Annotated in this window: 25 protein-coding genes, 1 tRNA gene and 1 pseudogene; 7 read left to right on the top strand and 20 right to left on the bottom strand. The window is 60.1% G+C overall.

What is annotated here, in order from left to right; all coding sequences use genetic code 11:
* Positions 1 to 7: 7 nt before the first annotated feature.
* The 8 genes from MOV63_RS08080 to obgE form a co-directional block, all read right to left on the bottom strand.
* Complete coding sequence (locus MOV63_RS08080; RefSeq protein WP_038547237.1) at positions 8 to 1,342, bottom strand: S41 family peptidase; 1,335 nt, start codon at positions 1,340 to 1,342, stop codon at positions 8 to 10.
* Entirely contained in the window at positions 1,332 to 2,747 is a 1,416-nt protein-coding gene (locus MOV63_RS08075; RefSeq protein WP_247033214.1) for a murein hydrolase activator EnvC, read from the bottom strand. Before MOV63_RS08075 ends, MOV63_RS08080 begins: the two co-directional genes overlap by 11 nt.
* Before the next feature lie 91 nt (positions 2,748 to 2,838).
* Positions 2,839 to 3,321 carry a 23S rRNA (pseudouridine(1915)-N(3))-methyltransferase RlmH gene (rlmH, locus tag MOV63_RS08070; RefSeq protein ID WP_247033213.1) on the bottom strand — a complete coding sequence of 161 codons (483 nt, stop codon included), beginning with the start codon at positions 3,319 to 3,321 and terminating at the stop codon, positions 2,839 to 2,841.
* A gap of 108 nt (positions 3,322 to 3,429) precedes the next feature.
* Entirely contained in the window at positions 3,430 to 3,861 is a 432-nt protein-coding gene (rsfS, locus tag MOV63_RS08065; protein WP_037086221.1) for a ribosome silencing factor, read from the bottom strand.
* A 150-nt stretch (positions 3,862 to 4,011) separates the two neighbouring features.
* Positions 4,012 to 4,608 carry a nicotinate-nucleotide adenylyltransferase gene (locus tag MOV63_RS08060; protein WP_247033273.1) on the bottom strand — a complete coding sequence of 199 codons (597 nt, stop codon included), beginning with the start codon at positions 4,606 to 4,608 and terminating at the stop codon, positions 4,012 to 4,014.
* Between the two features lie 42 nt (positions 4,609 to 4,650).
* Positions 4,651 to 5,934 (bottom strand): glutamate-5-semialdehyde dehydrogenase, encoded by a 1,284-nt coding sequence (locus tag MOV63_RS08055; protein WP_247033211.1) that lies wholly within the window; start codon positions 5,932 to 5,934, stop codon positions 4,651 to 4,653.
* Positions 5,927 to 7,105 carry a glutamate 5-kinase gene (gene proB / locus MOV63_RS08050; RefSeq protein WP_247033209.1) on the bottom strand — a complete coding sequence of 393 codons (1,179 nt, stop codon included), beginning with the start codon at positions 7,103 to 7,105 and terminating at the stop codon, positions 5,927 to 5,929. The genes MOV63_RS08055 and proB overlap by 8 nt, the downstream gene beginning before the upstream one ends.
* Entirely contained in the window at positions 7,102 to 8,163 is a 1,062-nt protein-coding gene (gene obgE / locus MOV63_RS08045; RefSeq protein ID WP_247033207.1) for a GTPase ObgE, read from the bottom strand. Before obgE ends, proB begins: the two co-directional genes overlap by 4 nt.
* A 114-nt stretch (positions 8,164 to 8,277) precedes the next feature.
* Here obgE and MOV63_RS08040 point away from each other — a divergent pair, with 114 nt between their 5' ends.
* Positions 8,278 to 9,141, top strand: coding sequence for an endonuclease/exonuclease/phosphatase family protein (locus MOV63_RS08040; protein ID WP_247033205.1), 864 nt, complete (start codon positions 8,278 to 8,280; stop codon positions 9,139 to 9,141).
* A gap of 45 nt (positions 9,142 to 9,186) precedes the next feature.
* On the opposite strand, the gene MOV63_RS08035 is transcribed toward MOV63_RS08040, so the two are convergent.
* From MOV63_RS08035 to rplU, 4 genes are all read right to left on the bottom strand, one after another.
* Positions 9,187 to 9,774, bottom strand: coding sequence for a GNAT family N-acetyltransferase (locus MOV63_RS08035; RefSeq protein ID WP_247033203.1), 588 nt, complete (start codon positions 9,772 to 9,774; stop codon positions 9,187 to 9,189).
* The gene (locus MOV63_RS08030; protein ID WP_038547209.1) at positions 9,771 to 10,406 is read right to left on the bottom strand and encodes a GNAT family N-acetyltransferase; all 636 of its coding nucleotides are present in this window, start codon (positions 10,404 to 10,406) and stop codon (positions 9,771 to 9,773) included. Before MOV63_RS08030 ends, MOV63_RS08035 begins: the two co-directional genes overlap by 4 nt.
* A 128-nt stretch (positions 10,407 to 10,534) precedes the next feature.
* Positions 10,535 to 10,804, bottom strand: coding sequence for a 50S ribosomal protein L27 (gene rpmA / locus MOV63_RS08025; RefSeq protein ID WP_007757411.1), 270 nt, complete (start codon positions 10,802 to 10,804; stop codon positions 10,535 to 10,537).
* Between the two features lie 32 nt (positions 10,805 to 10,836).
* Positions 10,837 to 11,148, bottom strand: a complete 312-nt coding sequence (rplU, locus tag MOV63_RS08020; RefSeq protein WP_038547207.1) for a 50S ribosomal protein L21 — start codon at positions 11,146 to 11,148, stop codon at positions 10,837 to 10,839.
* A gap of 321 nt (positions 11,149 to 11,469) precedes the next feature.
* Here rplU and MOV63_RS08015 point away from each other — a divergent pair.
* Positions 11,470 to 11,559 (top strand) — tRNA-Ser (locus tag MOV63_RS08015).
* Between the two features lie 259 nt (positions 11,560 to 11,818).
* Here MOV63_RS08015 and MOV63_RS32765 read toward each other — a convergent pair.
* Positions 11,819 to 11,971 (bottom strand): annotated as a pseudogene (locus MOV63_RS32765) (DNA polymerase Y family protein); the annotation flags it as partial.
* 208 nt (positions 11,972 to 12,179) lie between these two features.
* On the bottom strand, positions 12,180 to 15,218 hold the full coding sequence (locus tag MOV63_RS08010; RefSeq protein ID WP_247033201.1) for an SIR2 family protein: 3,039 nt from the start codon (positions 15,216 to 15,218) through the stop codon (positions 12,180 to 12,182).
* A gap of 583 nt (positions 15,219 to 15,801) precedes the next feature.
* Between MOV63_RS08010 and MOV63_RS08005 the strand changes: the two genes are divergently transcribed.
* Both MOV63_RS08005 and MOV63_RS08000 read left to right on the top strand, forming a co-directional pair.
* Positions 15,802 to 17,655, top strand: coding sequence for a methyl-accepting chemotaxis protein (locus MOV63_RS08005; protein WP_247033199.1), 1,854 nt, complete (start codon positions 15,802 to 15,804; stop codon positions 17,653 to 17,655).
* Positions 17,656 to 17,952: 297 nt separating this feature from the next.
* Complete coding sequence (locus MOV63_RS08000; protein WP_247033197.1) at positions 17,953 to 18,771, top strand: dihydrofolate reductase family protein; 819 nt, start codon at positions 17,953 to 17,955, stop codon at positions 18,769 to 18,771.
* Here MOV63_RS08000 and MOV63_RS07995 read toward each other — a convergent pair.
* Genes MOV63_RS07995 through MOV63_RS07980 form a run of 4 tightly spaced genes read right to left on the bottom strand, consistent with a single transcriptional unit; the run spans position 18,730 to position 21,964 of the window.
* Positions 18,730 to 19,515, bottom strand: coding sequence for a class I SAM-dependent methyltransferase (locus MOV63_RS07995; protein WP_247033195.1), 786 nt, complete (start codon positions 19,513 to 19,515; stop codon positions 18,730 to 18,732). The two genes, MOV63_RS08000 and MOV63_RS07995, sit on opposite strands and share 42 nt — an antisense overlap.
* Positions 19,512 to 20,555, bottom strand: coding sequence for a glycosyltransferase family 4 protein (locus MOV63_RS07990; protein WP_247033193.1), 1,044 nt, complete (start codon positions 20,553 to 20,555; stop codon positions 19,512 to 19,514). The genes MOV63_RS07995 and MOV63_RS07990 overlap by 4 nt, the downstream gene beginning before the upstream one ends.
* A complete protein-coding gene (locus MOV63_RS07985; protein WP_247033191.1) occupies positions 20,552 to 20,950 on the bottom strand; it encodes a 6-carboxytetrahydropterin synthase in 399 nt (132 codons plus the stop codon). Before MOV63_RS07985 ends, MOV63_RS07990 begins: the two co-directional genes overlap by 4 nt.
* A gap of 12 nt (positions 20,951 to 20,962) precedes the next feature.
* Positions 20,963 to 21,964 (bottom strand): zinc-binding alcohol dehydrogenase, encoded by a 1,002-nt coding sequence (locus tag MOV63_RS07980; protein WP_247033184.1) that lies wholly within the window; start codon positions 21,962 to 21,964, stop codon positions 20,963 to 20,965.
* A gap of 219 nt (positions 21,965 to 22,183) precedes the next feature.
* Here MOV63_RS07980 and MOV63_RS07975 point away from each other — a divergent pair, with 219 nt between their 5' ends.
* Together MOV63_RS07975 and MOV63_RS07970 are read left to right on the top strand one after the other, a co-directional pair.
* The gene (locus MOV63_RS07975) at positions 22,184 to 22,978 is read left to right on the top strand and encodes a CDP-alcohol phosphatidyltransferase family protein (RefSeq protein WP_247033183.1); all 795 of its coding nucleotides are present in this window, start codon (positions 22,184 to 22,186) and stop codon (positions 22,976 to 22,978) included.
* On the top strand, positions 22,965 to 23,714 hold the full coding sequence (locus MOV63_RS07970; RefSeq protein WP_247033182.1) for an FkbM family methyltransferase: 750 nt from the start codon (positions 22,965 to 22,967) through the stop codon (positions 23,712 to 23,714). Before MOV63_RS07975 ends, MOV63_RS07970 begins: the two co-directional genes overlap by 14 nt.
* Positions 23,715 to 23,719: 5 nt before the next feature.
* On the opposite strand, the gene MOV63_RS07965 is transcribed toward MOV63_RS07970, so the two are convergent.
* Positions 23,720 to 24,646, bottom strand: coding sequence for a lysylphosphatidylglycerol synthase transmembrane domain-containing protein (locus MOV63_RS07965; RefSeq protein WP_247033181.1), 927 nt, complete (start codon positions 24,644 to 24,646; stop codon positions 23,720 to 23,722).
* A 27-nt stretch (positions 24,647 to 24,673) separates the two neighbouring features.
* Between MOV63_RS07965 and MOV63_RS07960 the strand changes: the two genes are divergently transcribed.
* Positions 24,674 to 26,326 (top strand): sulfatase-like hydrolase/transferase, encoded by a 1,653-nt coding sequence (locus MOV63_RS07960; protein ID WP_247033180.1) that lies wholly within the window; start codon positions 24,674 to 24,676, stop codon positions 26,324 to 26,326.
* A 27-nt stretch (positions 26,327 to 26,353) separates the two neighbouring features.
* On the opposite strand, the gene MOV63_RS07955 is transcribed toward MOV63_RS07960, so the two are convergent.
* Positions 26,354 to 26,669: ATP-binding cassette domain-containing protein (locus MOV63_RS07955; RefSeq protein ID WP_247033179.1), on the bottom strand; the 316-nt coding region annotated here is incomplete at its 5' end.

Genomic DNA, 26,669 nt, shown 5'->3' with positions numbered 1-26,669 from the left:
GATGTCTTTACTTCTTGATCGTGGCGGCGGCGGCCTTATCCGGGCTCGGCGGGAAGGACGGATCCTTCTTCACGCCGCGGAAGAGGTCGAGCGCATAGTTGAGCTGGATATCGTCCTTGGCTTCCGGCGGCACATAGGCTGCGGAACCGGAACCTTCGTCGGTCTCGGCAGAACCCTGGATGTGGCCGCGTAGGCTGGATTCGCCTTCAGCCCTGATTTTACCCTGCAGTTCCGGTGGCAGCGGCTGATCGACCTTGATATCCGGCTGGATGCCGGTGCCCTGGATCGACTTGCCCGACGGCGTGTAATAGAGCGCGGTCGTCAGACGCAGCGCGCCGGCATCGCCGAGCGGGATGATTGTCTGAACCGAACCCTTGCCGAAGGATCGCGTGCCGAGAACCGTCGCACGACGCAGATCCTGGAGCGCGCCGGCGACGATCTCCGAAGCGGAAGCCGAACCGCCGTTGACGAGCACGATGACCGGCTTGCCATCGGTCAGGTCGCCCGGGCCGGCATTGAAGCGGCGGGTTTCTTCGGCATTGCGGCCGCGGGTGGAAACCACTTCGCCCCGTTCGAGGAAGGCGTCCGAAACATTGATCGCCTGATCGAGCAGACCGCCCGGGTTGAGGCGCAGGTCGAGCACGTAACCCTTCAGCTTGTCGGCCGGGACATCCGCCTTGATCTTCTTGATCGCCTTTTCGAGGTCGTCATAGGTCTTCTCGGTGAAGGAGATGACGCGGACATAACCGACATCGCCGCCTTCGACGCGGGACTTCACGGCGCGGACCGCAATGATGTCGCGTACCACGGTGATGTCGAGCGGCTTATCGGCGCCCTGGCGGATGATGGTCAGCTTGATGGGGGTGTTGATGCCGCCGCGCATCTTTTCGACGGCGTCTTCGAGCTTCAGACCGCGCACCGGTGCGCCGTCGATCTCGGAGATGAGGTCGCCTGCCAGAATGCCGGCCTTGGAGGCGGGCGTGTCGTCGATCGGCGCGATGACCTTGACGAGCTCGTTTTCCATCGTGACTTCGATGCCGAGGCCGCCGAACTCGCCACGCGTCTGCGTGCGCATGTCTTCGGCATCCTTGGCATTCATGAAGCTCGAATGGGGATCGAGCGAGGTCAGCATGCCATTGATGGCGTTCTCGACCAGCTTTTCTTCATCCGGCGGCGTCACGTACTGGGCGCGGACCCGCTCGAAGACGTCGCCGAAGATCGACAATTCCCTGTAGGTCGAAGGGCCGGCGGCCTGCGCCGGCACACCGGCCGAATAAATCACGCTCATCGCGGTCGCACCCAAGAGTGCACCGACGATGACAAGAGAAGCCCTACGAATCATTTCGTGCCCTTCCAGTTTCTTTCGAGGTCCACCACGGTTTGGAATCGACCGGTGTGCCATCTTTTCGGAATTCAATGTAAAGCGTTGGACGATCTGTTTCCAGCGCCAATGCAGTTGCGCTTGCCACTCTTTTCTCACCCATCACGGCGATGGGTTCGCCTGCGAAAACGAACTTGCCCTGCCGCGCATTCACTACATCCATGCCGGTCAGAACCAGATGGTATCCGTCTCCGGCATTGAGGATGATCATTTGGCCGTAACTCCGGAAGGCTCCGGCGAAGACCACCAGGCCGTCAGCCGGCGCCGTCACCACTGCCCCCGCATTCGAAGCAACAGTCATGCCTCTCGCCGTGTGCCCCGTCCCATCGGCGTCGCCGAACCACCGCAATACATCTCCGGCAACCGGAAGCTCCAGCTTCTGCTTGAGGCTTGAAAACGCGTATGCGGGCGCAATGCGGTTTTTGTCGGGCACGCCGCTTTGGGCCAGCTGCTTTGCCTTTTCGCGCTCGGCGTCAGACATCATGCGCTGGCGCTCTTCCTCGGCGCGCGTCCGGTCGATGGCCTCGCGCACCGAGGCGATGTCGCCTTCGAACGTCTGAATGAGGTTTTCAAGCGTGGTAGCGCGGCCGGCAAGCTCCTCGGAGCGGCGGCGCTCGGCGTCGAGATCGGCCGCGTTGCGCTTGTTCAACTTTTCGTTTTCGGCAAGCAGAAGATCCATGCGCCGGTCCTCTTCGAGGCTCGCGGCGATGGTGCTGGAAACGGTCGTCTTCTCGGTCATCGCCGAAGCCTGTAGGGAGGCCAGCGACTGAAGGTCGGTAACGAGCTTGTCCGCCTCGTGGCGCATGCCGGGAACGACGGCGCCGAGCAGGATCGCGCTTCGAACCGAGGCGAGTGCATCGTCGGGCGTCACCAGAAGTGCCGGAGGAGGGTTGCGGCCCATGCGTTGCAGGGCTGCGAGCACCTCGGCCAGCACCGCGCGGCGACCACGCAGGGAGGTGCGGATACCGTCCTCCTTGAGCTTCAGTTCGGTGATCTTCTTTTCGCTGCCGAGGATCTTGGTTTCCAGACCTCTGCGGCGTGCCGCCGAATCGATCAGCGCCTGGCGGACATCGGCGGTGTTCTTCCTGATATCGGCGATGTTTTTTTCAATGGCGGCAGCACGGTCGCCCGAAATCTTCATGCTCTTGGTCAGAACTTCAAGCTCGCCGCGGGTTTCGTTGCGTCGGCGCTGCAGATCGGCTGTCGGATCGACTGCGGCTGAAGGGGCGGCCTGGGGCGCCATTGGCGACGTTGCGCTCTGGGCGCGGGCGGTATTGGAGATCTGCAAGGGCGGGACCAGCGCAAAACCGAGAGCTGCCGCCAGAAGCAGCGCGCGCCGGTACGATGTGATCCTGATTGTCCGCATTCCCGCTCCGCTCATCGTCGGATCGAGAAAGCCTAAGCTGATTTGCCCGACGAGGCCACAAACAACATCGTGTTTGAAGGTAAACGATCGCTTAAGCTCTGTGATAGGGATGGCCCGAAAGAATAGTGACCGCGCGGTAAAGCTGTTCGGCAATCAGAATGCGCACCAGCTGATGCGGCCAAGTCATTGAGCCGAGGTTCAGCACCATGTCGGCCCGGTCGCGGAGTTGCGGATCCAGCCCGTCGGCACCGCCGATCGCCAGCATCAGGTCACGTTTGCCGCTGTCGCGATATCGGCCGATCATTCCGGCAAAAGCCTCGCTGTCGAGTGCCTTGCCGCGTTCGTCGAGAAGAATGAGAACCGCGCCTTCGGGAAGCGCCTTTTCGAGTGCACCGGCTTCCTCGCGCTTGCGGGTATCGGCATTCGCCGCCCGGCTTTCCGGGATCTCGATCAGTTTCGACAATTCAAGACCCACCGCCGGGCCAGTCTTGGCGAAGCGGTCGAGATATCGGGACGCAAGCTCCTTCTCTGGTCCGGTCTTCAGCCGTCCCACGGCGAAAAGGCTTATTCGCATGTCCTGATCCGTTGATTTTGCGGCCGAAAATTTCACCCTGCGGCGAGTTGGCACTCAGCCGCGTGATTTCGACCTCAGTCCGACCGGTTCAGAACATGCCCGAACCCGTCAGTGCAGCAGCGTGCCTTCTTCGATATCCGGCGTCGCCCACATCTTTTCGATGTTGTAGAACGCGCGGATTTCAGGCCGGAACACGTGGACGATGATGTCACCGGTGTCAATGAGCACCCAGTCGCCGGTCTCCTGCCCTTCGACGCGGGCGTTGCCAAGCCCCTCGTCCTTCAGGTCGGAAATCAGGTGATCGCTGATGGCCATGACATGCCGGTTCGATCGTCCGGAGACAACGACCATGTAATCCCCGAGCGCTGATTTTCCAGCAATGTTGATGGTGACGATGTCTTCAGCTTTGGAGTCCTCGAGACTTGCGAGGACCAGTTCGAGAGCACGGGCGGCGGCATCGGCGCCACGTTCCAGGCTCTGCGGGAGAACGGAGGCCGTTCTGCCCTTGGCGTGTACTGTTGTCAGGGTTTGTCCTTTCATCCGGGTAACAGCAACAGGCACTTGAAGCGAATCCGATTCACGCTCGGCCGCTGGGTTTAAGGTGGCATCGAATTCTTAATCTTTCAAGAGAGCGCCCGAAAAGGTGATAGAAAGATATAGACCCCTTTGGTCGCAACGGCTTGGCCGATGTCAGTCCGATTTCCGATCGTTTGCGGCGCGGATCGCCGTGGAGCTCAGTGCCGAACGCGGACCGTGGATGAAGGTCCAGGCCGGCGCGCGCCTCTTCCAGAGCGTACCCGCGTCATCCTCGTCCACCCGGGCGTAATCGAAGGTGCGGGCCATTTTCGATGACAGGAACGACAATGTCGCCCCGGGACGGTCGATGACGGCAATCGGGAAGGTCGAGGCGATCGACTGCCACTTCTGCCACAAGTGAAAGGTCTTCAGGCTGTCGGCGCCCATCACCCAGACGAAGTGCACGAGCGGGTTCTTGGCCTTCACGAAGGAAAGCGTATCGGCGGTATAGGAGCCGCCGAGCGTCTTTTCGAAGGCTGTGATCTTGATGCGGGGGTCGTCGATCAGCTTTTCGCTCATCGCCAGCCGGTCGTCGAGCGAAGCAAGTTCGGAGCGGCTTTTCAGCGGGTTGCCGGGGGTCACCATCCACCAGAGCTGGTCGAGGCCGAGCCGGCGAAGCGCGATCTCGGCGACCAGGAGATGGCCCTCATGCGGCGGATTGAACGAACCGCCGAACAGGCCGACGGCCATGCCCCGTTCGGCATGCGGCATGACCCGATATCGGCGATCGATCGTCTCTTCCGTCACGCGCGGTCAGGGCCGGATCTGGCCGGTGCCGTGCACCCGGTATTTGAACGAGGTCAATTGCTCGACGCCAACCGGGCCGCGCGCATGCATCTTGCCGGTCGAAATGCCGATTTCGCCGCCCATGCCGAACTCGCCGCCGTCAGCAAACTGGGTGGAGGCATTGTGCAGCAGGATGGCCGAATCGAGTTCGTTGAAGAAACGGGAGACGACCTCGGGATCTTCGGCGATCACCGCCTCCGTATGGTTCGAGGAATAGGTGTTGATGTGGCGGATGGCGCCGGAAATACCGTCGACGATCGCAACCGAGATCACCGCGTCGAGATATTCGGTGCGCCAGTCTTCCTCCGTTGCAGGCTTGAAGCCCGGAAACACCTTGAGAACGGTGGCCGAGCCGCGGATTTCGCAGCCGGCTTCCGTCAGCGCTTCGAGGATCGGCATCAGATGCGTGCCGATCCCGGCACTGTCGATCAGCAGCGTCTCGGCCGCGCCGCAGACGCCGGTGCGGCGCATCTTGGCGTTGACGATGATCTTTTTCGCCATCTCCAAGTCCGCGGAGGCGTCCACATAGATATGGCAGAGGCCTTCGAGATGGGCGAAGACCGGCACACGCGCCTCGTTCTGGACACGCGCGACGAGGCTCTTGCCGCCGCGCGGCACGATTACATCGATCGCGCCGTTCAGGCCCGACAGCATAGCGCCGACGGCGGCGCGGTCGGTAGTGGGCACGATCTGGATTGCATGTTCCGGAAGTCCGGCAGCTTTCAGACCAGCCACAAGGCAATCATGGATCGCTTCCGACGACCGGGCCGAATCCGAACCGCCCCGCAGGATCACGGCATTGCCGGCCTTGAGGCAGAGCGCGCCGGCATCGGCGGTGACGTTCGGGCGGCTTTCATAGATCACGCCGATGACGCCGAGCGGCGTGCGGACGCGCTCGATATGAAGGCCATTCGGGCGGTCCCAGGCAGCGATGACTTCGCCAACCGGATCCTTGAACTCGGCGATCTCGCGAAGCGCCTGCGCCATGCCGGCAATCGATTTTTCGGTGAGCGTCAGCCGGTCGATGAAGGACGGCAGCAGGTCTTTGCCCTCGACGCCTTTCAGGTCAGCGGCATTGGCGGCAAGGATCCTGTCCTTGGCGGCAAGGATCGCGTCCGCCATGGCGTGGAGCGCCTTGTTCTTCGCGTCGGTCGAAGCCGTTGCAAGCTGGCGTGCCGCAGCCCTTGCATTGCGGCCGATCTGGTCCATCACAACGGCGATGTCGCCGGTCTTCGCAACCATATCAAGCATGGGCGGCATCCTCCTTGCGATCTTCTTTTTTGTCTTTACGTTTCGCCGGCCCGGTCATCACCAGGTCGTCGCGATGGACCATGGCGGCGCGGCCGGCATAACCGAGGATCGCCTCGATCTCGCCGGACTTGCGGCCGGTGATCTGGCGGGCCTCTTCTGCGTCATAGCTCACAAGGCCTCGGGCGATCTCGCGACCGTCGACGCCAATGATCGCGACTGTGTCGCCGCGATGGAACTGGCCGTCGATGCGGCGCACGCCGGCCGGCAGAAGGCTCTTGCCGGTGCCGAGCGCGGTTTCGGCGCCCTCGTCGACGAAGAGTTCGCCGGCCGGCTGAAGCTGGCCCGCGATCCAGGTTTTTCGCGCCGTGACCGGCGTGCCGGAGGGCGCGAACCAGGAGGAGCGAGTGCCTTGCTCGATGGCGCGCAGCGGATGATCCGCCTTGCCGGAGGCGATGATCATGGCGCAGCCGGCGCCGGTGGCGATCTTGCCGGCATCGATCTTGGTGCGCATGCCGCCGCGCGACAATTCGGACGCAGCGCCGCCGGCCATGGCCTCGATCTCCGGCGTGATCGCCGGGACGGTTTCCAGGAATTTCGCGTCGGGATCGAGATGCGGAGGGGCGGTATAAAGGCCGTCGATATCGGACAGCAGCACGAGCAGATCGGCGCTGGTCATGGTGGCGACGCGGGCGGCGAGGCGATCGTTGTCGCCATAGCGGATTTCGGTCGTGGCGACCGTATCATTCTCATTGATGATCGGCACGGCGCCGATCTTCAGAAGCTGGTTGATGGTGGCACGGGCGTTGAGGTAACGGCGACGCTCTTCCGTGTCGCCGAGCGTCAGCAGGATCTGGCCGGCCACGATGCCATCGCGCGACAGGCTTTCCGACCAGGCGCGGGCAAGCGCGATCTGGCCGACCGCTGCCGCCGCCTGGCTCTCTTCGAGCTTCAATGCGCCGGAGGGCAGGTCGAGCACGGTGCGGCCCATGGCGATGGCGCCCGAAGAGACGACCAGAACGTCGATGCCCCTCGCTTTCAATGCGGCGATATCGGCGCAGATGGCGTCGAGCCATTGCGATTTCAGGCCCGTCTTGCGGTCGACGAGCAGCGCCGAGCCGATCTTGATGACGATGCGGCGATGACTGGCGAGCGGTTTACGGGTAGCCGTCATGCATCCTCACCCTCATCGAAATCCTGGATGGGGGTCGAGCGATCGGGCAGCGCGGTTTCGTTGACGCCGCTCGCCTCGACGATGACGTCGCGCAGCGCGCGCAGCACCTCGGTCATCCCCTTGCCGGTGACGGCGGAGATCAGGAACGGTGTCTGGCCGCAGGCCTTTTCCAGTTCCTTCGCCTTCTTCTTCAGTTCCTTGTCGTCGAGCACGTCGATCTGCGACAGGGCCACGATGACCGGCTTGTCGATCAGGCCACCGCCATAGGCCTCGAGTTCGTGCTTGACGGTCTTGTAGGCCTTTCCGACCTTTTCCTCGACGGAGGAGACCAGATGCAGGAGCACGCGGGTGCGTTCGACATGGCCGAGGAACCGGTCGCCGATGCCGACACCCTCATGGGCGCCTTCGATCAGGCCCGGAATATCCGCCAGAATAAATTCCCGGCCGTCGATGGTGGCGACGCCGAGATTGGGATGCAGCGTCGTGAACGGGTAGTTGGCGATCTTCGGGCGCGCGCGGGTGACGCTGGCAAGGAAGGTCGACTTGCCTGCATTCGGCATTCCGACGAGGCCGGCATCGGCGATCAGCTTCAGCCGCAGCCAGATGGTTTTTTCCTCGCCCTCGAGACCGGGATTGGCCCAGTTCGGCGCCTGGTTGGTGGCGCTCTTGAAATGGGTGTTGCCGAAGCCGCCATTGCCGCCTTTGGCGAGCCGGAACCTCTGGCCTTCGCGGGTCAGGTCGATAATCAGCGTCTCGTTGTCTTCCTCGAAGATCTGGGTGCCGACCGGCACTTTCAACGTCACCTCGCCGCCATTGGCGCCGGTGCGGTTGCGGCCCATGCCGTGGGTGCCGGTCTGGCCCTTGAAATGCTGCTGGAAGCGGAAATCGATCAGGGTGTTGAGGCCGTTGACGGCCTCCACCCAGACATCGCCGCCGCGCCCGCCATCACCGCCATCAGGTCCGCCGAACTCGACGAACTTTTCCCGCCGGAACGAGACCGCGCCCGCGCCGCCGTCGCCGGAGCGGATATAGACTTTTGCCTCGTCGAGAAATTTCATCTTGTCGCCGTCAGTCTTGTGTTAGTCGGGATGCCTGTCGCTTCAGGTCGGGCGCTCAGTGCATGTCGATAGGGGTTTCGATATCGTCGGTTGGGGCGGAGGTCAAAGAATATCATGAAGTTCGTCAGCTATAACATTCAATACGGGATCGGCATGGATGGTGTGTTCGATCCCGAACGCATCGCCGCGAGTATCGAGGGAGCGGATGTCATCGCGCTTCAGGAAGTGACCCGCGGTTTCCCCAGGAATGGCCATGTCGATCTCGTTACCCGTTTCTCGGATCTGTTTCCGGACCACTTCCATGTCTATGGCGCACCTTGCGACCTGCTGCTCGACGTATCTATCGAGAACGGCCGCCGCATCGAGCGCCGTTCCCAGTTCGGCAACATGATCCTGTCGCGCTGGCCGATCCTTGCCACCCGCCATCTTCTGCTGCCCCGCAGCCGCACCGTCGAGATGCTCAACCTGCAGCGCGGCGCGCTGGAAGCGGTCATCGTCGCACCCGGCGGGCCGCTTCGGGTCTATTCCGTCCACCTCGATCATGTTTCTGCCGATGAACGGTTCGGCCAGATCCGTTATCTCAAGGAGCGGGTGCTGAACTTCGTCTCCGAGGGCGGCTCGTTGACCGGCGGCGCCGAAGAGGGTTTCCCCGATCTGCCGCTGCCGGAGGATTTCCTGCTGATGGGCGATTTCAACATGGAGCCGGAATCGACCGAGTATATCGCCATGGCCGGCCAGCGGGACCGTTATTACGGCCGCATCCTGCGCGCCAACGAACCCGTCGACGTGCTGGACCGCTCCGGATCGTTGACGCCGGAGAGCTATACCTGGGCGAAGCCGCCGGGCGACGGGCCGATAAAGATGCATCTCGATCATTGCTTCGTGAATGCCGGGCTGGTGCCGCGGCTGAAAAACGCCTGGGTCGATAACGAGGCGCCTGGTTCAGACCACTTTCCGCTCTGGGTCGAGGTCGAGTGAATGATCCGGCGGAGTTTCCTCCGCCGGGCCTTTGTTATGGGAGCGTCACGGTCGGGCCGGCCGCCGGAAATCCTCGGGCAGCAGCATGGTCTCGATATGCGGCGCCATCCTATTGCGGGACAGGCTGAAGAGCTGGTTCGCATCAACGATGGTGAAACCGAGCTTCTTCTGGACGTTCAGCGAAGCAAGGTTGTCCGCAAAGGCGCCGGAAAACACCTGCGCCTCCGGCATACGCCGGAAGAAACGCTCCAGCGTCCCGGCCGCCGCTTCCGTCATATAACCCCGGTCCCAGTAAAGCCGGTTCAGCCAGTAGCCGAGATGCCACCGGCCCCGCCTCAATTCCAGGCTGACGACGCCGATATGGGCGTCGTCGCCGGTGGTGATCGCCAGCGTCCAGTCCGGCAGGATGCCCGACGCGTTCGGAACCAACCAATCCAGCGCGTCCTGACGGTCATAGGGCTGCGGCACCCGCGCCAGCATGCGGGCCACCTTGAAATCGCCGAGCGATTCGGCAATCGCCGTCGCATCGGTGATCTTGTGCGGGCGAAGCACCAGCCTTTCGGTGGTGATGACCGGGCAAGGGCCCGGCATCGTGACGGTCGTGCTGGTCTTCTGGAGGACGGCGGCGTTCATCGCAGTTCTCCCCAGCTTCTCAAGGACATCCAGGTCTTGCGGTCGAGCCGGAACCACTCGACGGCGACCATGCCGCCGAGCGCCAGGCAATCGATCATGCCGGTGCCCTGGAACTGGAAACCGCATTTCTGGATCACCCGCCGGGAGGCGATGTTGGTCACCCGGCAGCGGGCATCGATATGGTCGATGTTGTTGCGGGTGCGGAAGGCCATGTCGATCAGGGCATGGGCGGCTTCCGTGGCATAACCCCTGTTCCAATAGGGTTCGCCCAGCCAATAGCCGAGTTCGAGCGTTCTTTCGTCCTGTTGCGGTTCGAGCGCGCAGCAACCGAGAAAGGCGCCGTTGTCTCCTCGCGTGATGGCGTAGACGCATTTGCCAATCTCGCCGGCCTTCGTGCGTCGCACGAAATCGGCTGCGTCTTTAGCCGTATAGGGATGCGGCATACGCGACACCATGGTCGCGATATTCGCATTGTTGGCGAGATGGGCAAGTGCGTCGATGTCTTCTTCGTGGGGCGTGCGCAGAACTAATCTCTGCGACAGTAAGACGGGGCAATCGCTTCTCGGCCGGTCGGGCCTTAACCGTTCCTCTGGCGGCCGGGATTGGCTCGCCCTCAGTAGTTCGCCTTGCATGTTCAGTCCTCCTATTAGGGAAAAGAAAAAGGGAAGATGGTGGTGTCCCATCTTCCCTTTTTCTGACTGAACCTTTGGGCGTTCAGCCGGGTCGATGTGACACCGGCTGCTTAAAACGCTTACCGGCTTTATTCTGCTGCTTCGGCTTTCGGCATTACGGACACGAACACGCGACCATTGGCCTTGGTTCGGTAATTCACGTTGCCGGCGGTAAGCGCAAAAATGGTGTGGTCCTTACCGAGGCCGACGTTCTGGCCCGGATGCCACTGCGTACCGCGCTGGCGCACGATAATGTTGCCCGGAATGACGGCTTCGCCGCCGAACTTCTTCACGCCAAGGCGCTTGGAATTCGAATCGCGACCGTTGCGCGACGAACCGCCAGCTTTTTTATGTGCCATTGGAGTTCTCCTTTACCCTTCGAAACCCGTTGTTAAGCCAAGATGTCCGTGATGCGGACGACCGTGTGATGCTGGCGATGGCCGCGAATCCGCTTGGAATTCTGACGGCGACGCTTCTTGAAGGAAAGAACCTTCTTGCCGCGATTATGCTCGACCACTTCGGCCTTGACCGTCGCACCCGTAACAAAGGGAGCGCCGAACTTGGCATCGGCGCCAACGCCGACAACCAGGATTTCGTTGAATTCTACGACAGAACCAGCTTCGGCTTCCAGCTTTTCGATGGTGAGCACGTCGTTGGCTGCCACGCGGTACTGTTTACCGCCGGTCTTGATGACTGCGAACATTTTTTATCCTTTCATGTTCGTTCCGGCTCTGCCTTCATAAAAGGCGGCCGTCTTTTTATCAGTCGGGCTCTAGCAGGGTTTCGAAAGAGACGATCTTCTGGAACTTGCTGCCGGTGGAATTCGTGTGGCTGTTCCAACAACCTCCACACAAACAAAGAGGCATGGATACTTTTCCACGCCTGATCGCGAGCGGACATACGCGAGCGGCAAAAAACTGTCAAGACGAAAGGATATAAAGACTTGATATTCGCCCCTTGCCAGCCCCATGTTTGCCCGCTATGAGAACGCCCGCGCTGACCAACGCGTCATCACGTCTTAAGCGGAGAGGTGGCTGAGTGGTCGAAAGCACCGCACTCGAAATGCGGCATACGGGCAACCGTATCGTGGGTTCGAATCCCACCCTCTCCGCCATTAAATTTCGCAAGCTATTGTTTTATTTTTTGTTTTGGCTTTAGCGCCTTAGCCGTCCCTCAAATTACCCCACATTTAGCTGTGCCTAAATTTATTGGGGGTAGCAAGGCGCAGCGGGTCCGCTCGCGCTGCCCTTTGGGCCGCGGTTTTGAACCAATCGGTCCTATTCGCCCGCCGGACGCTATCGAGGTGCGCCGCGCCTTCGCGCCCGTTCCTATTCAGTGCTTGGCTTTGCTACGAAACCACCGGCCAGTCAACTTCACGTGGCGAGGTGTTCGCCACGTGGTGAGATGTGCCGGTAGATCCAAAACCGTTCGCCTGCTCGTTCTCGACGGCAAAATAATCACTGAGCGGCAACGAACTCCTTGTCGCGCTTCCACCACTCGCCGAAAACACGTTCCGGTCCATCGGCAAGGCAACGGCGAGCGAGATGCGGCGTTTCCGTTAACGCATGGCCAAGGCGATCAGCTTTATCATGGAAGCCCCGCGCCTGCCTGATCCGAGGGGAATGCCAAAGGTGCGCGACATCGTTGATCCCTACGGTGACATCGGCAGATCGGGGAAAGACGCGGGATTTTGGGTAAGTCGGCTACAGGCCGACGCGGCCTATTAAATTAGCGTTATTCTTTATCGGTAAGCTCAACTTGCCTTTCAAAATACCTGCCCTTCTCCAGAAACTTGAGGGTCTCTAGGACGGACTGACTGCTAGGCTTATCCTTATTATTATCACGTTTCGCGCGAATGGTGGCTATAATATGCTTCAGAGAACCTTTCTCCGATGACGTGTTAATTTCGTTCTTGAACTCGTCTAGCGCAGCCATTGTCATGTAGAACAGGTAAACTGATTGGCGGTCCGCGGCGCCTACTAGTTTTCGAGCAACATCATCCCATCCGGACGGCTTGCTGCGAATGATAAGTGAAAACAGCAGATATTCCTGAAAACCGGAGGGATCTTCTTTAGCGAGGACTTTATAGGCTTCGCCCAGCTTCTTCGAGCCAAGACGCTCAACCGTCTTCGACGCGATGGAAGGTGGCAGCGCTTGAAGAACTACTTGAGTAGCTCGCATCGAATCCACCTTCTCTTCCTCGGAATACTTAAGCATATTCGTAAACACAATGTCATTCCAAACGAAGTATTTCGAGCTAGCAATAAAAGATGAAAATATCACGCCTATCCGAAATACTACCGATGTGGACTCAATTAATGCCCGTAAGGACCTCAGCTTAATCGTTCCCTGAAGTTCGTTGGCATTCGCCACGGCGCCAACCAAAAACCTTGTATTCTGAGTGATAGATCTTTCGATCTGCTCAAAGTTCTGGATTATTATTAACTGGGATTCTGATCGCTTTTCCGCTTGATACGACCTTTTGACTTTGTCGATCTCCTCGACTTTTGCAGGCCCCTGATCTAGGGCCTCTGCCACCGGCTGCCAAATCCTGGCTTCTTCCTCTTTGCTAGATAGCCAAGGCAGCTTCTTGTATGGATCGAAATCTTTTATCGCGTACTCCTTGTAAAATTCAGCGATTGACGTCTCCAGCCTACCAACGAGGTCTTCCACAATTTGATTGCTGCTCGTGGCCAACCCGCTTATGACTTCAACTAGGCCCTCTACCGCAAGATGCTCCTCATTTTGCAAAAAGTGGGTGAGTTCGTCTGGCCTGTTTGCGATGTATCTTCCAAGAAAGTAGCAAAAAAACAGACGATATTTGAAAGTGAATCTGCTGCCGAATTTCTGAAATATCCGAACCTGAGTAAGGTCCGTAAGTAATTCTGCCGAATTAAAGTGCAAAAGTCCGTAGTCCATATACGACGAGCAGAAGTTTGCCCAGTCAGCCTCGCTAAATTCAGCCGTCTTTTTACGGTATAAAAATAGAGAAAACGCAGAAATTACGTCGATTCTATTAATACTGTTAAATGAATCTAGATATAGATCGCCCGGCCTCCTCATCAATTCGTGTATATAGCGATCTATAATCTGAAGGCGACTCAGCGGTATGAACCCCCCTTCACGATGCATGACGGACATATACATAATAATATTTGTTGGCGTAAGCGGGATAGACAGAGAAAGCAAGTCGCCGTAAATTTTATCAACTGCCGCTGAGATCAGATCCTCATCAGCCGTTTCATAAAATTGTCGCGCTAGAGTACGAATGTCGGTTCGGTCAAAATTTGCGAGCGACAATGTCTGGAACGAAACGCCGCCCCAGTCGTAGCTGTTTGAAATATGTGCTCTTGCGCCGCGGTTAAACAAAATAATACGACTGAAAAGGTTTAGCCCTGTAAGCTCCTTGATCAGCCGCTCATCCGTTTCGGGAGTGAAGTTATCTACTATCAGTATATTTTTAGATACTTCAGGATGTAAAGTGCCAGCAAAATGCTGCTGCAATTTCTTTTGGTAGTTCGGAAGTGAAGACGCATCTTCGATCCTCGCTGTGAAGCCTTGCTCGGAAAAAAGGTAGGCTAACCGTCGTCCAAGTGACGTCGTCCCATACTCGTGAGGAGCCGTAATAAGAAAAGAGGCGGGCGAATCAACCAATTCTTGCACTGATGAAAACGGAGGGGGGCGATTGTCGACAGGCGCTTCTTGCGCCTCTGGGACGTAAAGCTTTGGTTCAGCGTAAAGCAGCGCTCCGCTTGAACTCTGAAAAAGAGAGCTTTCGAAAATGTGTTTCGCAAGTTGAGTTGCTGTCTCTCCACCAGCCGGAACTTTGACTGAAGACGTACTGATTGCCACCGTTGTCCCGACACGCTTGGTACGCGCAGTGAGCTCTCGCAGGATTACTGTTAACGCAGAATGGTCCTCGGCCCCTGTTGCAAGAAGGCGGACGCGGTAAAAAATGGGTGTTAATCTGAATTTTTTCGCGCTCTGACGCCTTCTCAGGGTCGAAACAGGCACCTCCCCCCGGTGCGAAATCAACCCAAAATGACGACTTTCAGTGGGAAGCGTACGAAGCGCTGCCTCGGCAGCTCTAACAAGAAAGGGGTCGGTAAAGCTGAACCCTATAGACAGCAGGCGGTTGCTCTCCCAAAGATTTCTCACAAAATTTACTCTGGCACTATCTGAGTAAAATCGATTGTAATCTTCAGCAGTAAGAACCATCGCGTCGGGATGCGACGCTTGCCCATGAAGGTGGAGAACAGGCTTCTTCTCCAAAGCGTAGTGTTCACCCTGTGCCCATTTGACCAAATCTGCCGAACTGGCAGAGGTCAAGATATTTGGCATCTTACTGAATTTTGATACAAACGCGTTGGATAACCCCGCATCATAGTTTGTTGTGACCACTCCCCTGAGAGGAAGATCAAGTATTAGGCCGTGGCTATCGGTAAATTCATCTCCGACATCGAACAATTTTGAAAGTGACGACCTAAAAATTAACGAACTGTTTGCTTCTTCTAAGGCGGACGCTACTTCAAGTGGGTCTGTATATACCTGCGCCTTTAGCTCTGCGCCATCCTCTACAGAAATTATTCCTTGATTCAACGCATCGCTTATTAATCCGTTTAACAAGCCGGACCAAGATGGCGCGAGTGGTATACTAACGCCTGCCCCGACAAACGCGCAAATTTCATCACCAGCGATTGACGCACACAGCGCCGAGAATGCGGCTTGGTTTCCCGGGAACAAATGCTCTTCGATGGCCTCGTCAATGTCCAAAACGCTTCCTCCATGACAGCTTATAACTTCGCAGGAATTTGCGTGGACGGGAAGTACATTTCAACCATAAATAGAGGAAAAGCCATATTTCTGCAGCACTTTTTCAAGTGGGGGACGGGGTGCCGAATCCTCGCTTAGGTCCAACCTTTTTTAGACCTTGTCATAGTACGCTAGGACTGAATGCGGCTTGCGAAGCGCGCCGTTAAGGACGCCGCGAGCGATCCGTCAATCCTTCCAGTGCCCGTTCTGGATCACCCTTTCCCTGAGCGCGGGCTCCTCTTAGCTGATCGCCCGTTTGCATTCCGGATCGGGTAGACTGCAGGGACCATTGCGTAGATGGCGTATTTCCATAAACTTACTTTCATGCGCCGGGATTAATATTCGGGCCACATGAAGTATTCGCAACTACCAATTGTTATTAATTTTTAAATGCGCGTGATCATTTATTAAATTTTTATTCAAATATTGTCCCGCATTCTAGCAAGTGTGCAGTGCCGCACATTTCCACGCGCAGGACGCGCTTTTTCATTCAGAATCATTTCTCCCGGTCGCTTGATGCGTCTCACTCACCCTTGGAACGAACATGAAAAATCTGAGGATTTCAAACCAACTCGTGCTGCTGGTTCTGGCTCTGATCACGGGATTCGCCGTCGTGACCTATTTCGAACTCCAGGCCTCGACGCGGGCTATCTATGCCGAACGGTATGGAATGCTGCGAACCCAGGTGGAGTCGGGCATTGGCATCCTCAAGAAGTTTCAGCAGCGTGAGGCGGCCGGTGAGCTGACGCGCGCAGAAGCCCAGAAACAGGCCTTCGTCGCAGTCTCCGCCATGAGCTTCCAGCCCGACGGCTATCTCTTTGCCTATGACTACGACGTGAAGATGCTGATGCATCCCGATCCGAAGAAGGTCGGCGAGAGCGGCAAGGGCAAACCTGATTCCGCCGGAAAACTGTTCCGCGACGAAATGGTCTCCGTTGGCAAATCCGGCGGCGGAATTGTCGACTATATGAGCACGACCAAGCCCGGCCTGCCTGATGGCAATTTTTCGAAGAGCTCCTATGCGAAGGCATTCGAACCCTGGCAGATGGTCCTTGCGACCGGCGTTTACACCGACGACCTGCAGGCGCAGATCCGCGGAATGGTGCTGGACGCGCTCGCTATCGGCGCACTTGCGTTGATCATCGCCCTTGCCGGTGCCTATGTGGTGATCCGCGGGATTACCAAACCGCTTGCTGCCGTGCATGGTGCGCTGGAAGCCGTCGCCGACGAAAATGTCACCGCGACGATCCCGCATACGGACATGTCGAACGAAGTGGGGATGATGGCGAAGGCCACCCAGGCGCTGCAGGAAAAGATCCGCGAACGGCATGCGATGGCCGCCCGCGAGGAAAAGCAGAAGACCGAGCTCGACCGCGAGCGCCAGCAGAACCTCGACATGCAGCAGCAGGAAGCAGCGCTGCAGACCCGCGTCGTCTCCACCATCGGCGAAGCGCTCGAAGCGCTGGCCCATGGCGACCTCACGGTTCGCTGCGCCGATCTCGGGGCGCGCTACGAAACGCTGCGCCACAACTTCAACGAGGCGCTCGTCCACCTCGAGGCCGCGATGAGCAAGGTCAATGCCAAGGGCATCGATATCGGCGGTTCCAAGGAGGAAATCCGCCGCGCCTCGAACGAGCTGTCGCAGCGCACCGAACGCCAGGCCGCCAATCTCGAAGAGACGTCGGCCGCCCTCGACGAACTCGCCGTCGCCGTCCGCCAGACGGCAGAAGGTGCGCATGAGGCCGCCCAGCGGGTCACCTCGGTCAGTGCCGAGGCCAACCGCTCCGACCAGATCGTCGCCCAGGCGATCGACGCGATGGGCGGTATCGAACATTCGTCGGAAGAGATCTCCAAGATCATCGGAGTGATCGACGACATCGCCTTCCAGACCAACCTGCTGGCCTTGAATGCCGGCGTGGAAGCGGCCCGCGCCGGGGAATCCGGCAAGGGTTTTGCGGTCGTCGCCCAGGAAGTGCGCGAACTGGCCCAGCGCTCCGCCGCAGCCGCCAAGGAGATCAAGGATCAGATCTCGCGCTCTTCCGGCCAGGTGCAGAACGGCGTGCGCCTTGTCGGCGAGGCCGGCGAAGCGCTGAAGCGGATCTCCAACCAGGTGAAGGCGGCGAGCGACATCGTCGGCAAGATCGCCCATTCGGCCTCCGAACAGGACACCACGCTGCGCTCGATCTCGTCGTCGCTGAACCAGCTCGACGCGGCGACCCAGCACAATGCGGCGATGGCGGAAGAGACCACCGCCTCGGCCGAGGCGCTTGCCGCCGATACCGACGAACTCTTGAACCTGATCAGCAGCTTCCGCATCAACGCCCATCAGGACACCGGCTACAATGCCGGCGCCGGCAGCCTCAACCGCGTCGCACAGAAGATGCGCCGCGCCAGCTGACGCCAATCCCACACATGGACCCATACATGGGGACGGAGGAACCGCCGGGTCGAAGGATCCGGCGGTTTTTTGTTGGGCAAGATCGGATCAGGCGGCGGCAATCCAGGAATAACGGAAGCCTCCAAAAGCTCTCTCGAGAGGCTATCGATCATGGTGGCAGCAATTTTCAGCGGAGCATTGACGGAATGTTGATCCGGTGAAATTTTTCGCCGTATTACAGTTACGGGAGAATGGGCGGGCGGGGAACCTTTTGAAGGTGCCGGCATTCTTCATTTTCGGCCGGAAGACGAGGCGGACATGCGATCAGTGAGGATGACCGAGGAACTGTGGCAGCATCTGCTTTCGCTTCGCGAAGGATCCCTGCGCCCGGTGGCGCTTTCCGCCGATGTCGATGGTTCCGGTCTCTCGCTCTACAGGCCGATCGCGGTCCGTGGCGGGCCGCTGGTTCTGGCCCAGGTCGGCCAGTCTCTGGACGGCCGCGTCGCAACGCCGACCGGCGACGCCCAGGATGTGTCCGGCTGTGATGGGATTGCCCATCTGCACCGGTGCCGGGCGCTGGTGGATGCAGTGATCATCGGGGTCGGGACGGTCGTTGCCGACAATCCCAGTCTTTCGGTTCGTGCCGTCAGCGGCAGGAACCCGGTGCGCATCGTGGTGGATTGCAATGGCCGCATGCCCGAGCGGGCCAAGATGCTGCATGACGGCGGCGCGCCCGTGCACGTCATGCAGGCCGACGACGTTCCTCTCCGCAACGCCCGGTATCGGACCATCCGGCTGCCGCGCCAGGCGGATGGAGGACTTGCTCCGCGGGATATTCTTGCCGCGCTCGCCGAACGCGGCCTGACGACCGTTTTGGTCGAAGGCGGCGCAACTACGATTTCCCGCTTCGTCGATGCACACCTGATCGACCGGCTGCATGTCTCGGTCGCGCCGATCATCATCGGCTCGGGCCCCGCGGGTATCCGGCTTTCGCCGATCGACCGGTTGTCGGAGGCCCGCCGTCCGGAGGTTCAGGTCTACAATATAGGCACGGATATCGTATTCGACTGCAATTTCCGCATTGAAGTGGCCGCCTCAGCGGATCGCGAGGATGTCCTGATGGCCGACCTGGCATAGGCTGCCATCGCGATCAACCATTTTTCGCCGGAAATCGGCCCAGTCGCGGAGTTCGCTCTCGTCGAGCTGGCCGTATTCATAGACCGCGCGCACCACACCGTCGAGGAACAGACCCTGTAGGTCGCGGTCGCCTGCGGTCATTGCCCAAGGGCTTTCAGCCGTCGTCACCGTATACCCGCTCTCCCCGAGACAATCGGCCAGCGTCGCCCACGCCCGGGGCCCAAGCGAAAGTCCAAAACCCTTGTCGCTCAACTGGTGTGCGTTGAAGTTCGCAACCACGGTCTCGTCAAGCGGGTGTGGTTTCGACCAGCGTATCCGGCCGTCATAGTTGAGCGCGGCATAGAGGCTGGCGCCTCTTTGCGAAATGTGGGCGACGAAACGGCGAATGAACTGCTCGGAACAGAGATCGAAGAGAGCGGAGGCGGTCACGAGGCCGACATCGGCGAGCGGCAGAGCTTCGATCTCGTTGAGGTCGCCCCGAACAATCTCGATGGCCTCGCCATGCAGGCGATTTGCTTCGTCCAGAAGCCGCTGATCGTCGTCGAAAAGCCGAAACCGCACCGGTTTTTGAAGTTTTGGCGAAAGCGCGCGGAAGGTCGAGCCGGTACCGCAGCCGATATCGAGGATCGTCGGGGCAGAGACGCTTTGGAGGGATTGGATCGTCGCTGCCAGCAAATCCGCGTCCCGTGCGCGACCATCCACAGGTTCGCGCAGCGCCAGCCAATCCCTGTCGAAGCCGCTCATGACGCTCGTTCCAGAAAATCGGAGATGACGGCGGCGGTGTCCCGCCAGGAGGGAAGCCTGGCACCGGCGATTGCGGCGGCATCGGCCATCGAAATGCGGGTTTCGGGCTCCTGCAGCAGCCGTCGCAGAGCGGCGGCAAAAGCGTCCGGATCGTCCGGTGGCACAAGAAAGCCGGCGCTTTCCGGCACGACATCCGGCACAGCCCCCGCCGCGCAGCCGACGATCGGCAGCCCTTGGGCGAGCGCCTCGGCAAACACCATGCCGTAACCCTCGTAGCGGCTCGCCAGCGCAAAGATGTCGGCCTTGGCGAATTCCAGGCGTGTGTCGTCGATCTGGCCGGCGAGCTCGATGCGGTCACCGAGCCCGGATTGGGCAACCTGGCGTTCGAGTTCCGCGGCGACGCCGGGATTGAGCACCTTGCTGCCGACGATGCGGCAGGTCCATGGCAGATCGCGGAGCTTTTCGAGCGCAGAGATCAGTATGTCGTGGCCTTTGCGGTGGGTCAGCGTGCCGATGCTGAGGATCAGAGGCGGATCGCCGCCACCGACAGCCAGCGGCGCCGGATCCATGCCCGGGATGGCGACCGTGATCTTTTCCGCAGGAATGGCGTAATTGGCGGCGAGTTCGGCGGCGGTGGCATGCGATGTGACGACAACACCGCGGGTCTGCGCCAGCGCGGCCTTTTCGCGGGCGGCTAAAGCCTGTCGTCGTTCGCCGTCGAGCCCCGTCTCCAGGGCCAGTGGGTGATGCACGAGCGCCGTGATTTTCAGGCGTTTCGCCTCGCGCCCGGCCCATTCGTCCATCACGCCGAAGGCCAGGCCGTCGATCAGCACGAGGCTGTCATCGGCAAGGCCGGAGAGCATCCGCCCGGCATCGTCGAGCTGTTTCGCGTTCGGATCTGGAAAGCCGTCGCCGAGGGAGATCAGTTCGACATTCCAGCCGAGATCGGTAAGGGCCGCGACGACACGCCGATCATAGCCATAACCACCGGTGCGGGTTTCGAGGTCGCCGGGATAGGCAAGGACAAGATCGCGGCTCACAGCTCGGCCTCGAACCAGCCGCGGGCGGTGTGTGATTCGTGCAGCATGACCCGCAGTTTGCGGATGCGCGCACCGCCCTCACCGAGCCGGCCGTTCCGGATGGCATCGGCGATGCGGTCGAAAATGTGCTTGGCGAGGAATTCTGTCGTCGTCACCTTGCCGGCGAAAATCTCCAGCGTGTCGAGGTTCTGATAGTTGAGCGGCGCCAGCACGTCCTTCAGCACCTCGGACGCCAGCCCGATATCCACCGCAAGCCCGTTCTCGTCCAGATCGCTGGTGAAGAAGGCGGCGTCGACCACGAAGGTTGCCCCATGCATGCCTTGGGCGGGGCCGAAAACCGGGCGGGGAAGACTATGCGCGATCATGATGTGATCACGGACTTCAACGGCGAACATGCGGGATTTCCTTCAGTATTTGATGCGATGGCAGAGCGTGGCGGCCGAGCCGATAATGTCGGCATAATCGGCGGCGATGGTTTCGAACGGTGTTTCGCCCGAAATCAGATGGTCGAGCCGGTCGTCGCCGAGAAGCTGGAGTGCCTTGCTCATGCGGCGCCTCGTGTCCCAGCGGGCGCGCCGCCCGGGCGGCAGCGAGGCGACCTGCGAGCTGACGATGGACAGGCGCTTGGCATGAAAAGCATGCCCAAGCGGGATCTCCACGTGCTTTTCTCCATACCAGCTCGCTTCGATAACCCGGGCTTCGAAACCGGCATGATCGAGCGCCGTTGCCAGAGCGTCGGCCGAAGCGGAAGCATTGACCAGCACGTCGCAATCATGGGGCACATCATCGGCAGACGCAAATCGAAGACCGAGAGCCTTAGCGGTTTCGGCACGCTCCGGTTCGATATCGGAGATCACCACTTCAGTGCCGATGATCCGCGACGCAAGGTAGGCGACCAGAAGCCCCACGACGCCGGCGCCGAAAATGACCACGCGGTCACCCGGCTGGATGCCCGCGTCCCAGGTGATATTGAGCGCGGTTTCCATATTGGCAGCCAGCACGGCACGGTGCGGGGGTAAATCGTCGGCAAGCGGGTGAATAGCCGAAACGGGCACCCGAAAACGGTCCTGATGGGGATGCAGGCAGAAGATAGTTCTGCCGACGAGACGTTCCGGCCCTTCTTCGACAATTCCGACGGCGGCATAGCCGTATTTCACCGGGAAGGGAAACCGGCCTGCCTGATGCGGTGCGCGCATGCGCTCGTATTCGCTTTCCGGCACCTGTCCGGCGAAGACCAGCGATTCGGTGCCGCGGCTGATGCCGCTATAAAGCGTGCGGACGACAACCTCGCCTTCGCACTCCGCCGGCAATTTCTCCTGCCGAAGCGCGCAACGGCCTGTCTCCTCGATCCAGAGGGCTCTTCCGTCCTTTTGCGTTGCCGCATTGGGGGCTGTCTCACGCCTTGTCACGCATCACACCTTTCACGCCACAACAATCCAGACCTAGAGGCTTCAACGATGACGGCAAGGGAGTCGTTGTGCGAGAGGTCGACATCGCTATCACGTTTATTTGACACCGGTTTTGCGGATCCGGCCTTTGCTGCGCTCCGTATTCTTCTCCATGTAGTGCCTGTGAGGAGAGCGTCATGAATGTTTCATATCATCCCTGGGACGAGGAAGGCATGTCCGATGGCTGACTGGATGAATGCCGGGCCGCTGGATCGCCAGGCGGCGCGCAGGGCTTATCGCTTGCTCTCCCTGGATGCCTATGCGGTGACCATGACCGTCGCTGCCGCGCTCGTTGCGGCGATGCATTTCCTCGGCGACTGGCTCGGCATCGACACGGCCGCTGCCGGCTGCGCCTTCATCGTCTATGCAGTGATTTCCGCCATCGCTCTCGGCAATCTCCACGCCCACAGCCATGGCCGTTTCGGTTTTGCCAACATCGTGACGACGATCCGTGCCGCGCTCACGGCAGTATTGGGCGGTATGGTGCTGGCGTCGCCGCAATTCGGCGTGGATCTCGACCAGAGCGCACTGTGGCTGCTCGGCTTCGTGGTTGCCTTCGCGTTGGCGCTGGATGGCGTCGACGGTTTTCTCGCCCGCCAGACCGGCACGGCCTCGCAATTCGGTGCCCGTTTCGACATGGAAGTGGATGCGCTGCTGATCTTTTTTCTCTCGCTCGCGGCAGTGTTGCTGGGCAAGGCGGGACTTTGGGTCCTGCTGATCGGCCTGATGCGTTATGCCTATGTCGGGGCGCAGGCGGTGTTTCCGGCGCTCAAGGGCGAACTGCCTCATTCGATGCGCCGCAAGGCGATCTGCGTCGTGCAGGGCGTGGCGCTCTGTCTGATGTTGTTTCCGGTCGTTACGATGCCGGTCTCCACACTGCTTGCGGCCGGGGCTCTTGCCTCGCTCACCTATTCCTTCGCCGTCGACGTGATCTTCCTGGTGAGTGCAAGCAAGAACCACCATGCCGCGACCTGATTTTTCCGCTTTCCTTGGCCTCACGCGCTCGCTGTTGATCTATTACGGCCAGCCTTGGCGGCGTTCTTCACTGAAGCGGCTTTATGCGGACCTTATCCGCAAGGGCGATCTGGTGTTCGATATCGGCGCCCATGCCGGCAGCCGAAGCCGCACGCTTCTGTCGCTCGGTGCCAGGATCGTCGCGCTGGAGCCGCAGCCGTTGTTTGCGGACTTCATCGCCAGATCCTTTGCCGGCGAAGAATTGACGTTGTTGCGCAAGGCAGTCGGCAAGGAACCAGGCAATGTCGACCTGCATATTTCCAGCCGCCACCCGACCGTGACGAGCATCTCCTCGTCCTGGATTTCGAAAGTCGGAAAGACCTCCGGTTTTCGCAATGTCACCTGGGATAGGGTCGAACGTGTGGAGATGACGACGCTCGATGCGCTGATCGAAGAATACGGGCTGCCGGCCTTCTGCAAGATTGATGTGGAGGGCGCGGAAGCGGATATCATCGCCGGGCTGCATCATCCCATCCCACTGATCGCCTTCGAGTATATCCCCGCGACGATGGAAATCGCCGAGGAGGCAGTCGGGCATCTGCGGAAGCTTGGTCCCTATCGCTTCAACCGTGTCGAGGGCGAGCGGCATCGGCTCGTCCATCACGAATGGATTACCGCCGACGCGATGCTGGCGGAGATTGCCGGCCTTTCCGGCCAGACGTCTTCCGGCGATATCTATGCACGGCTGAAGTCTTAACGATTTCAGCGTTTTCGCCTCTTGAGCAGCGCGGCGAAAATGAACGCCAGGCCGGGTGCTGCGCCGACAAGCGCCAGAATGCCGTAGAGGATGCTGGCGGCGACGCCATTGGAGGCGGGGTAACCGAAGAGCGGCCAGAGCGCCGCCGCTGCCGCCTCCCTGGCGCCCCAGCCGGCAATGGTCGCAGGGATCAGCATCATCAGCAGACAGAGCGGAATTGCGGTAACCGCCGCGAGCGCCGGCAAAGGCGAGCCGACGGCTGCTGAAGCGAGCATGAACATGGCGATATAGCTTGCGACGATGACAATGCTGAATAGCGTCTGCATTATCCAGGCTCCGTCCTGCAGGAAGACTTGCGCCAGCGCGGACCTCAGCCTTCCAAGCTGAGGTCGGATGCGGCGCGGCGGGAAGCGGAGTAGCAACAGACACACGAAGACCAACCCGGCGACGATAAACGCGAAACAGGAGAGAAGGTGGCGCAGCTCCTCCGGAATCATCGCTCCGCCGAGAAGCGGCCAGAGCATGACGCCGATGGTGGCTATGAGAAAAAATACACCTTGCCCCGCGATCCGCTCGAAGATCACGGCCTGCGCCGGCACTTTCCAGCCGCCATCACCATGAGCCCGGTTGCGGATGGCGCGCACGGCATCGCCGGCCACACCCCCCGGCAGAAGCTGGTTGATCAACGTTCCGAGATAATAATCGCCGATCGCCTGGCCGACGCCCAAGTGCTGGCCCAGCCGCGCCGCCGTGAACCGCCAGCGGAGCGCGGAAAGAACGATCTGCACCTGCGCCAGAAGAAGTCCGGCGCCTACGTGGCTTGGGTCCGCTGAGGCGAGGCCTGTGGCGATCCGCTGCGGATCGAAGCGCAGGATCACGGCAATGAGAAGTGCGAAGGCCGCAGATAAGCCTATAAGTTTCAGAAAACGCATGGGCCGAAGGTTTTGCAGGAGCAGCGCATGAACGAGTTTCGGCCTTTTCGCCAGAGTGACACCGACAGAATAGGGCATATCGCGCAACGCAAGGCAAATAGACTGCCATTTCTGAGGATCACGATTGCGCTGGCGATCGTTGCTGCAATCCTGGCGCTTCCTTCCGATTTCACCGATTTTTCCGAGATCAGGTTTCCGCTGGAAGTGGCCGCAGTTGCTTTGCTGGCTTCCGTGCTGGCAGGTCTCGGGTTTTCCCTTCTGCGCATTGCAGTCACCCTGCTGCTGGCGGCAATGCTGTTCCTGAAGCTTGCAGATATTGGCACTGGCACCGCCTTCCAGCGACCGTTCAATCCTTATCTCGACCTCAAGATCCTCACCGACGGCTGGAATCTCCTAAGCGGTTCCGCCGGCCTTACGGAGGCGGCCGGAATCATCTGTGCGGGTCTTCTGGCATGGCTGGTTGTCGCCGCCGTCCTCTATTGGTCGCTTGGCGGTTTCCGGCGCCTTTCGGGGGGAGCCCGGCGCAAGTCCGCTCTCGTCTCCGGTGTGGTTCTGTTGATCGGCCTGGTGGCGCTTGCGGTCCAAAATGACGATCGACGCAGCCTCGGCGTCGAGGCTGATGCCGCTTCCTATTTCGTCAACCGCATCGCCATGGTGAAGGATTCGATTGCCGATCTCGCCCGGTTCGAGGACGAACTGAAGCAGGATCCGGTCGCCGCCGGGCCGCATTTCTCGGCGCTTGCCGGCACCGATGTCGTGCTGGTGTTCGTCGAATCCTATGGCCGCAGCGCGATCGAAGATCCGCGTTACGCGGCACGCACCGGCAGTCGGCTGACCTCGGTGGAGAAGGAGATCAAGGCGGCGGGGCTGGAGGCGCGCAGCGGGTGGCTGACTTCGCCGACGGTCGGCGGCATCAGCTGGCTGGCGCATGGCACGCTGCTCTCCGGCCTCTGGGTCGACAATCAGGGTCGTTACGACCGGCTGATTACCAGCGAGCGGATGAGCCTCAACAACCTCTTCCGCTCCTCCGGCTGGCGCACCACGGCGGTGATGCCAGCGATCACGCTCGACTGGCCGGAAGCCGATTATTTCGGCTACGACAGCATCCATGCCGCCGCGGGGCTCGGCTATCGCGGCAAACCCTTCAACTGGGTGACGATGCCGGATCAGTTTACGCTCGAGGCCTTCGAGAGGCTGGAGCGGCAGGCACGTGACGAGCCCGGCCATAAACCGGTCATGGCGGAAATGGCCCTGATCTCCAGCCACGCACCCTGGACGCCGCTTCCCTCGTTGGTCGACTGGGACCGGATCGGCGATGGCGCCGTCTTTAACGCGCAGGCGGAAAGCGGCGATCCGCCTTCAATCGTCTGGGCCGATCCCGATCGCGTCCGGGCGCAATATCTCACCTCGATCGACTACACGATCGAGACGCTTGGCTCCTACATGGCGCGTTACGGCAAGAACACGCTGTTCATCCTGCTCGGCGACCACCAGCCGGCGTCTATCGTTACCGGTGAAGGGGCCTCGCGCGACGTGCCGATGCATATCGTCAGCGGCAACCCGGACCTCCTGAAACGCCTCGACGGCTGGAACTGGCAGAAGGGCATGATCCCGCTGCCATCCACCTCGGTCTATCGCATGGACGAATTCCGCCGGAAGCTCGTCGAGAGTTTCGATTGATCGACCGTGTCAGGCCGAGTTGCCTCATCAGGAATGGGTGCCGAGATAACTTTCCATCAGCGCCGGATTGACCGCCATTTCGCTTGCCGGGCCGGAAAGGCGGACCTCGCCCAGTTCGACCAGGTAACCCTCGTCGGCGATTTCGAGCGCGGCGCGGGCATTCTGCTCGACGAGCAGGATGGAGACGCCGGTCTTTCGCAGTTCCGAGACCATGTTGAGGATGTCGATGACGATCTTCGGCGCGAGGCCGAGGCTCGGTTCGTCGAGCAGCAGCAGCCGCGGCCGGCTCATCAGGGCGCGGGCGAGTGCCAGCATCTGCCGCTCGCCGCCGGAAAGCGTGCCG

This window comes from Neorhizobium sp. SHOUNA12A, assembly GCF_023006505.1.
Taxonomy (GTDB): domain Bacteria; phylum Pseudomonadota; class Alphaproteobacteria; order Rhizobiales; family Rhizobiaceae; genus Neorhizobium.
The sequence above is the reverse complement of the archived record's forward strand: the minus strand, read 5'-3'. Positions and strand labels throughout refer to the sequence as shown.

Bases quoted from the DNA above. Each gene is read 5' to 3' on its own strand.
- MOV63_RS08080 (WP_038547237.1), bottom strand. From the start codon at position 1,342: ATGATTCGTAGGGCTTCTCTTGTCATCGTCGGTGCACTCTTGGGTGCG.
- MOV63_RS08075 (WP_247033214.1), bottom strand. From the start codon at position 2,747: ATGCGGACAATCAGGATCACATCGTACCGGCGCGCGCTGCTTCTGGCG.
- rlmH (WP_247033213.1), bottom strand. From the start codon at position 3,321: ATGCGAATAAGCCTTTTCGCCGTGGGACGGCTGAAGACCGGACCAGAG.
- rsfS (WP_037086221.1), bottom strand. From the start codon at position 3,861: ATGAAAGGACAAACCCTGACAACAGTACACGCCAAGGGCAGAACGGCC.
- MOV63_RS08060 (WP_247033273.1), bottom strand. From the start codon at position 4,608: ATGCCGCATGCCGAACGGGGCATGGCCGTCGGCCTGTTCGGCGGTTCG.
- MOV63_RS08055 (WP_247033211.1), bottom strand. From the start codon at position 5,934: ATGCTTGATATGGTTGCGAAGACCGGCGACATCGCCGTTGTGATGGAC.
- proB (WP_247033209.1), bottom strand. From the start codon at position 7,105: ATGACGGCTACCCGTAAACCGCTCGCCAGTCATCGCCGCATCGTCATC.
- obgE (WP_247033207.1), bottom strand. From the start codon at position 8,163: ATGAAATTTCTCGACGAGGCAAAAGTCTATATCCGCTCCGGCGACGGC.
- MOV63_RS08040 (WP_247033205.1), top strand. From the start codon at position 8,278: ATGAAGTTCGTCAGCTATAACATTCAATACGGGATCGGCATGGATGGT.
- MOV63_RS08035 (WP_247033203.1), bottom strand. From the start codon at position 9,774: ATGAACGCCGCCGTCCTCCAGAAGACCAGCACGACCGTCACGATGCCG.
- MOV63_RS08030 (WP_038547209.1), bottom strand. From the start codon at position 10,406: ATGCAAGGCGAACTACTGAGGGCGAGCCAATCCCGGCCGCCAGAGGAA.
- rpmA (WP_007757411.1), bottom strand. From the start codon at position 10,804: ATGGCACATAAAAAAGCTGGCGGTTCGTCGCGCAACGGTCGCGATTCG.
- rplU (WP_038547207.1), bottom strand. From the start codon at position 11,148: ATGTTCGCAGTCATCAAGACCGGCGGTAAACAGTACCGCGTGGCAGCC.
- MOV63_RS08005 (WP_247033199.1), top strand. From the start codon at position 15,802: ATGAAAAATCTGAGGATTTCAAACCAACTCGTGCTGCTGGTTCTGGCT.
- MOV63_RS08000 (WP_247033197.1), top strand. From the start codon at position 17,953: ATGCGATCAGTGAGGATGACCGAGGAACTGTGGCAGCATCTGCTTTCG.
- MOV63_RS07995 (WP_247033195.1), bottom strand. From the start codon at position 19,515: ATGAGCGGCTTCGACAGGGATTGGCTGGCGCTGCGCGAACCTGTGGAT.
- MOV63_RS07985 (WP_247033191.1), bottom strand. From the start codon at position 20,950: ATGTTCGCCGTTGAAGTCCGTGATCACATCATGATCGCGCATAGTCTT.
- MOV63_RS07975 (WP_247033183.1), top strand. From the start codon at position 22,184: ATGGCTGACTGGATGAATGCCGGGCCGCTGGATCGCCAGGCGGCGCGC.
- MOV63_RS07970 (WP_247033182.1), top strand. From the start codon at position 22,965: ATGCCGCGACCTGATTTTTCCGCTTTCCTTGGCCTCACGCGCTCGCTG.
- MOV63_RS07965 (WP_247033181.1), bottom strand. From the start codon at position 24,646: ATGCGTTTTCTGAAACTTATAGGCTTATCTGCGGCCTTCGCACTTCTC.
- MOV63_RS07960 (WP_247033180.1), top strand. From the start codon at position 24,674: ATGAACGAGTTTCGGCCTTTTCGCCAGAGTGACACCGACAGAATAGGG.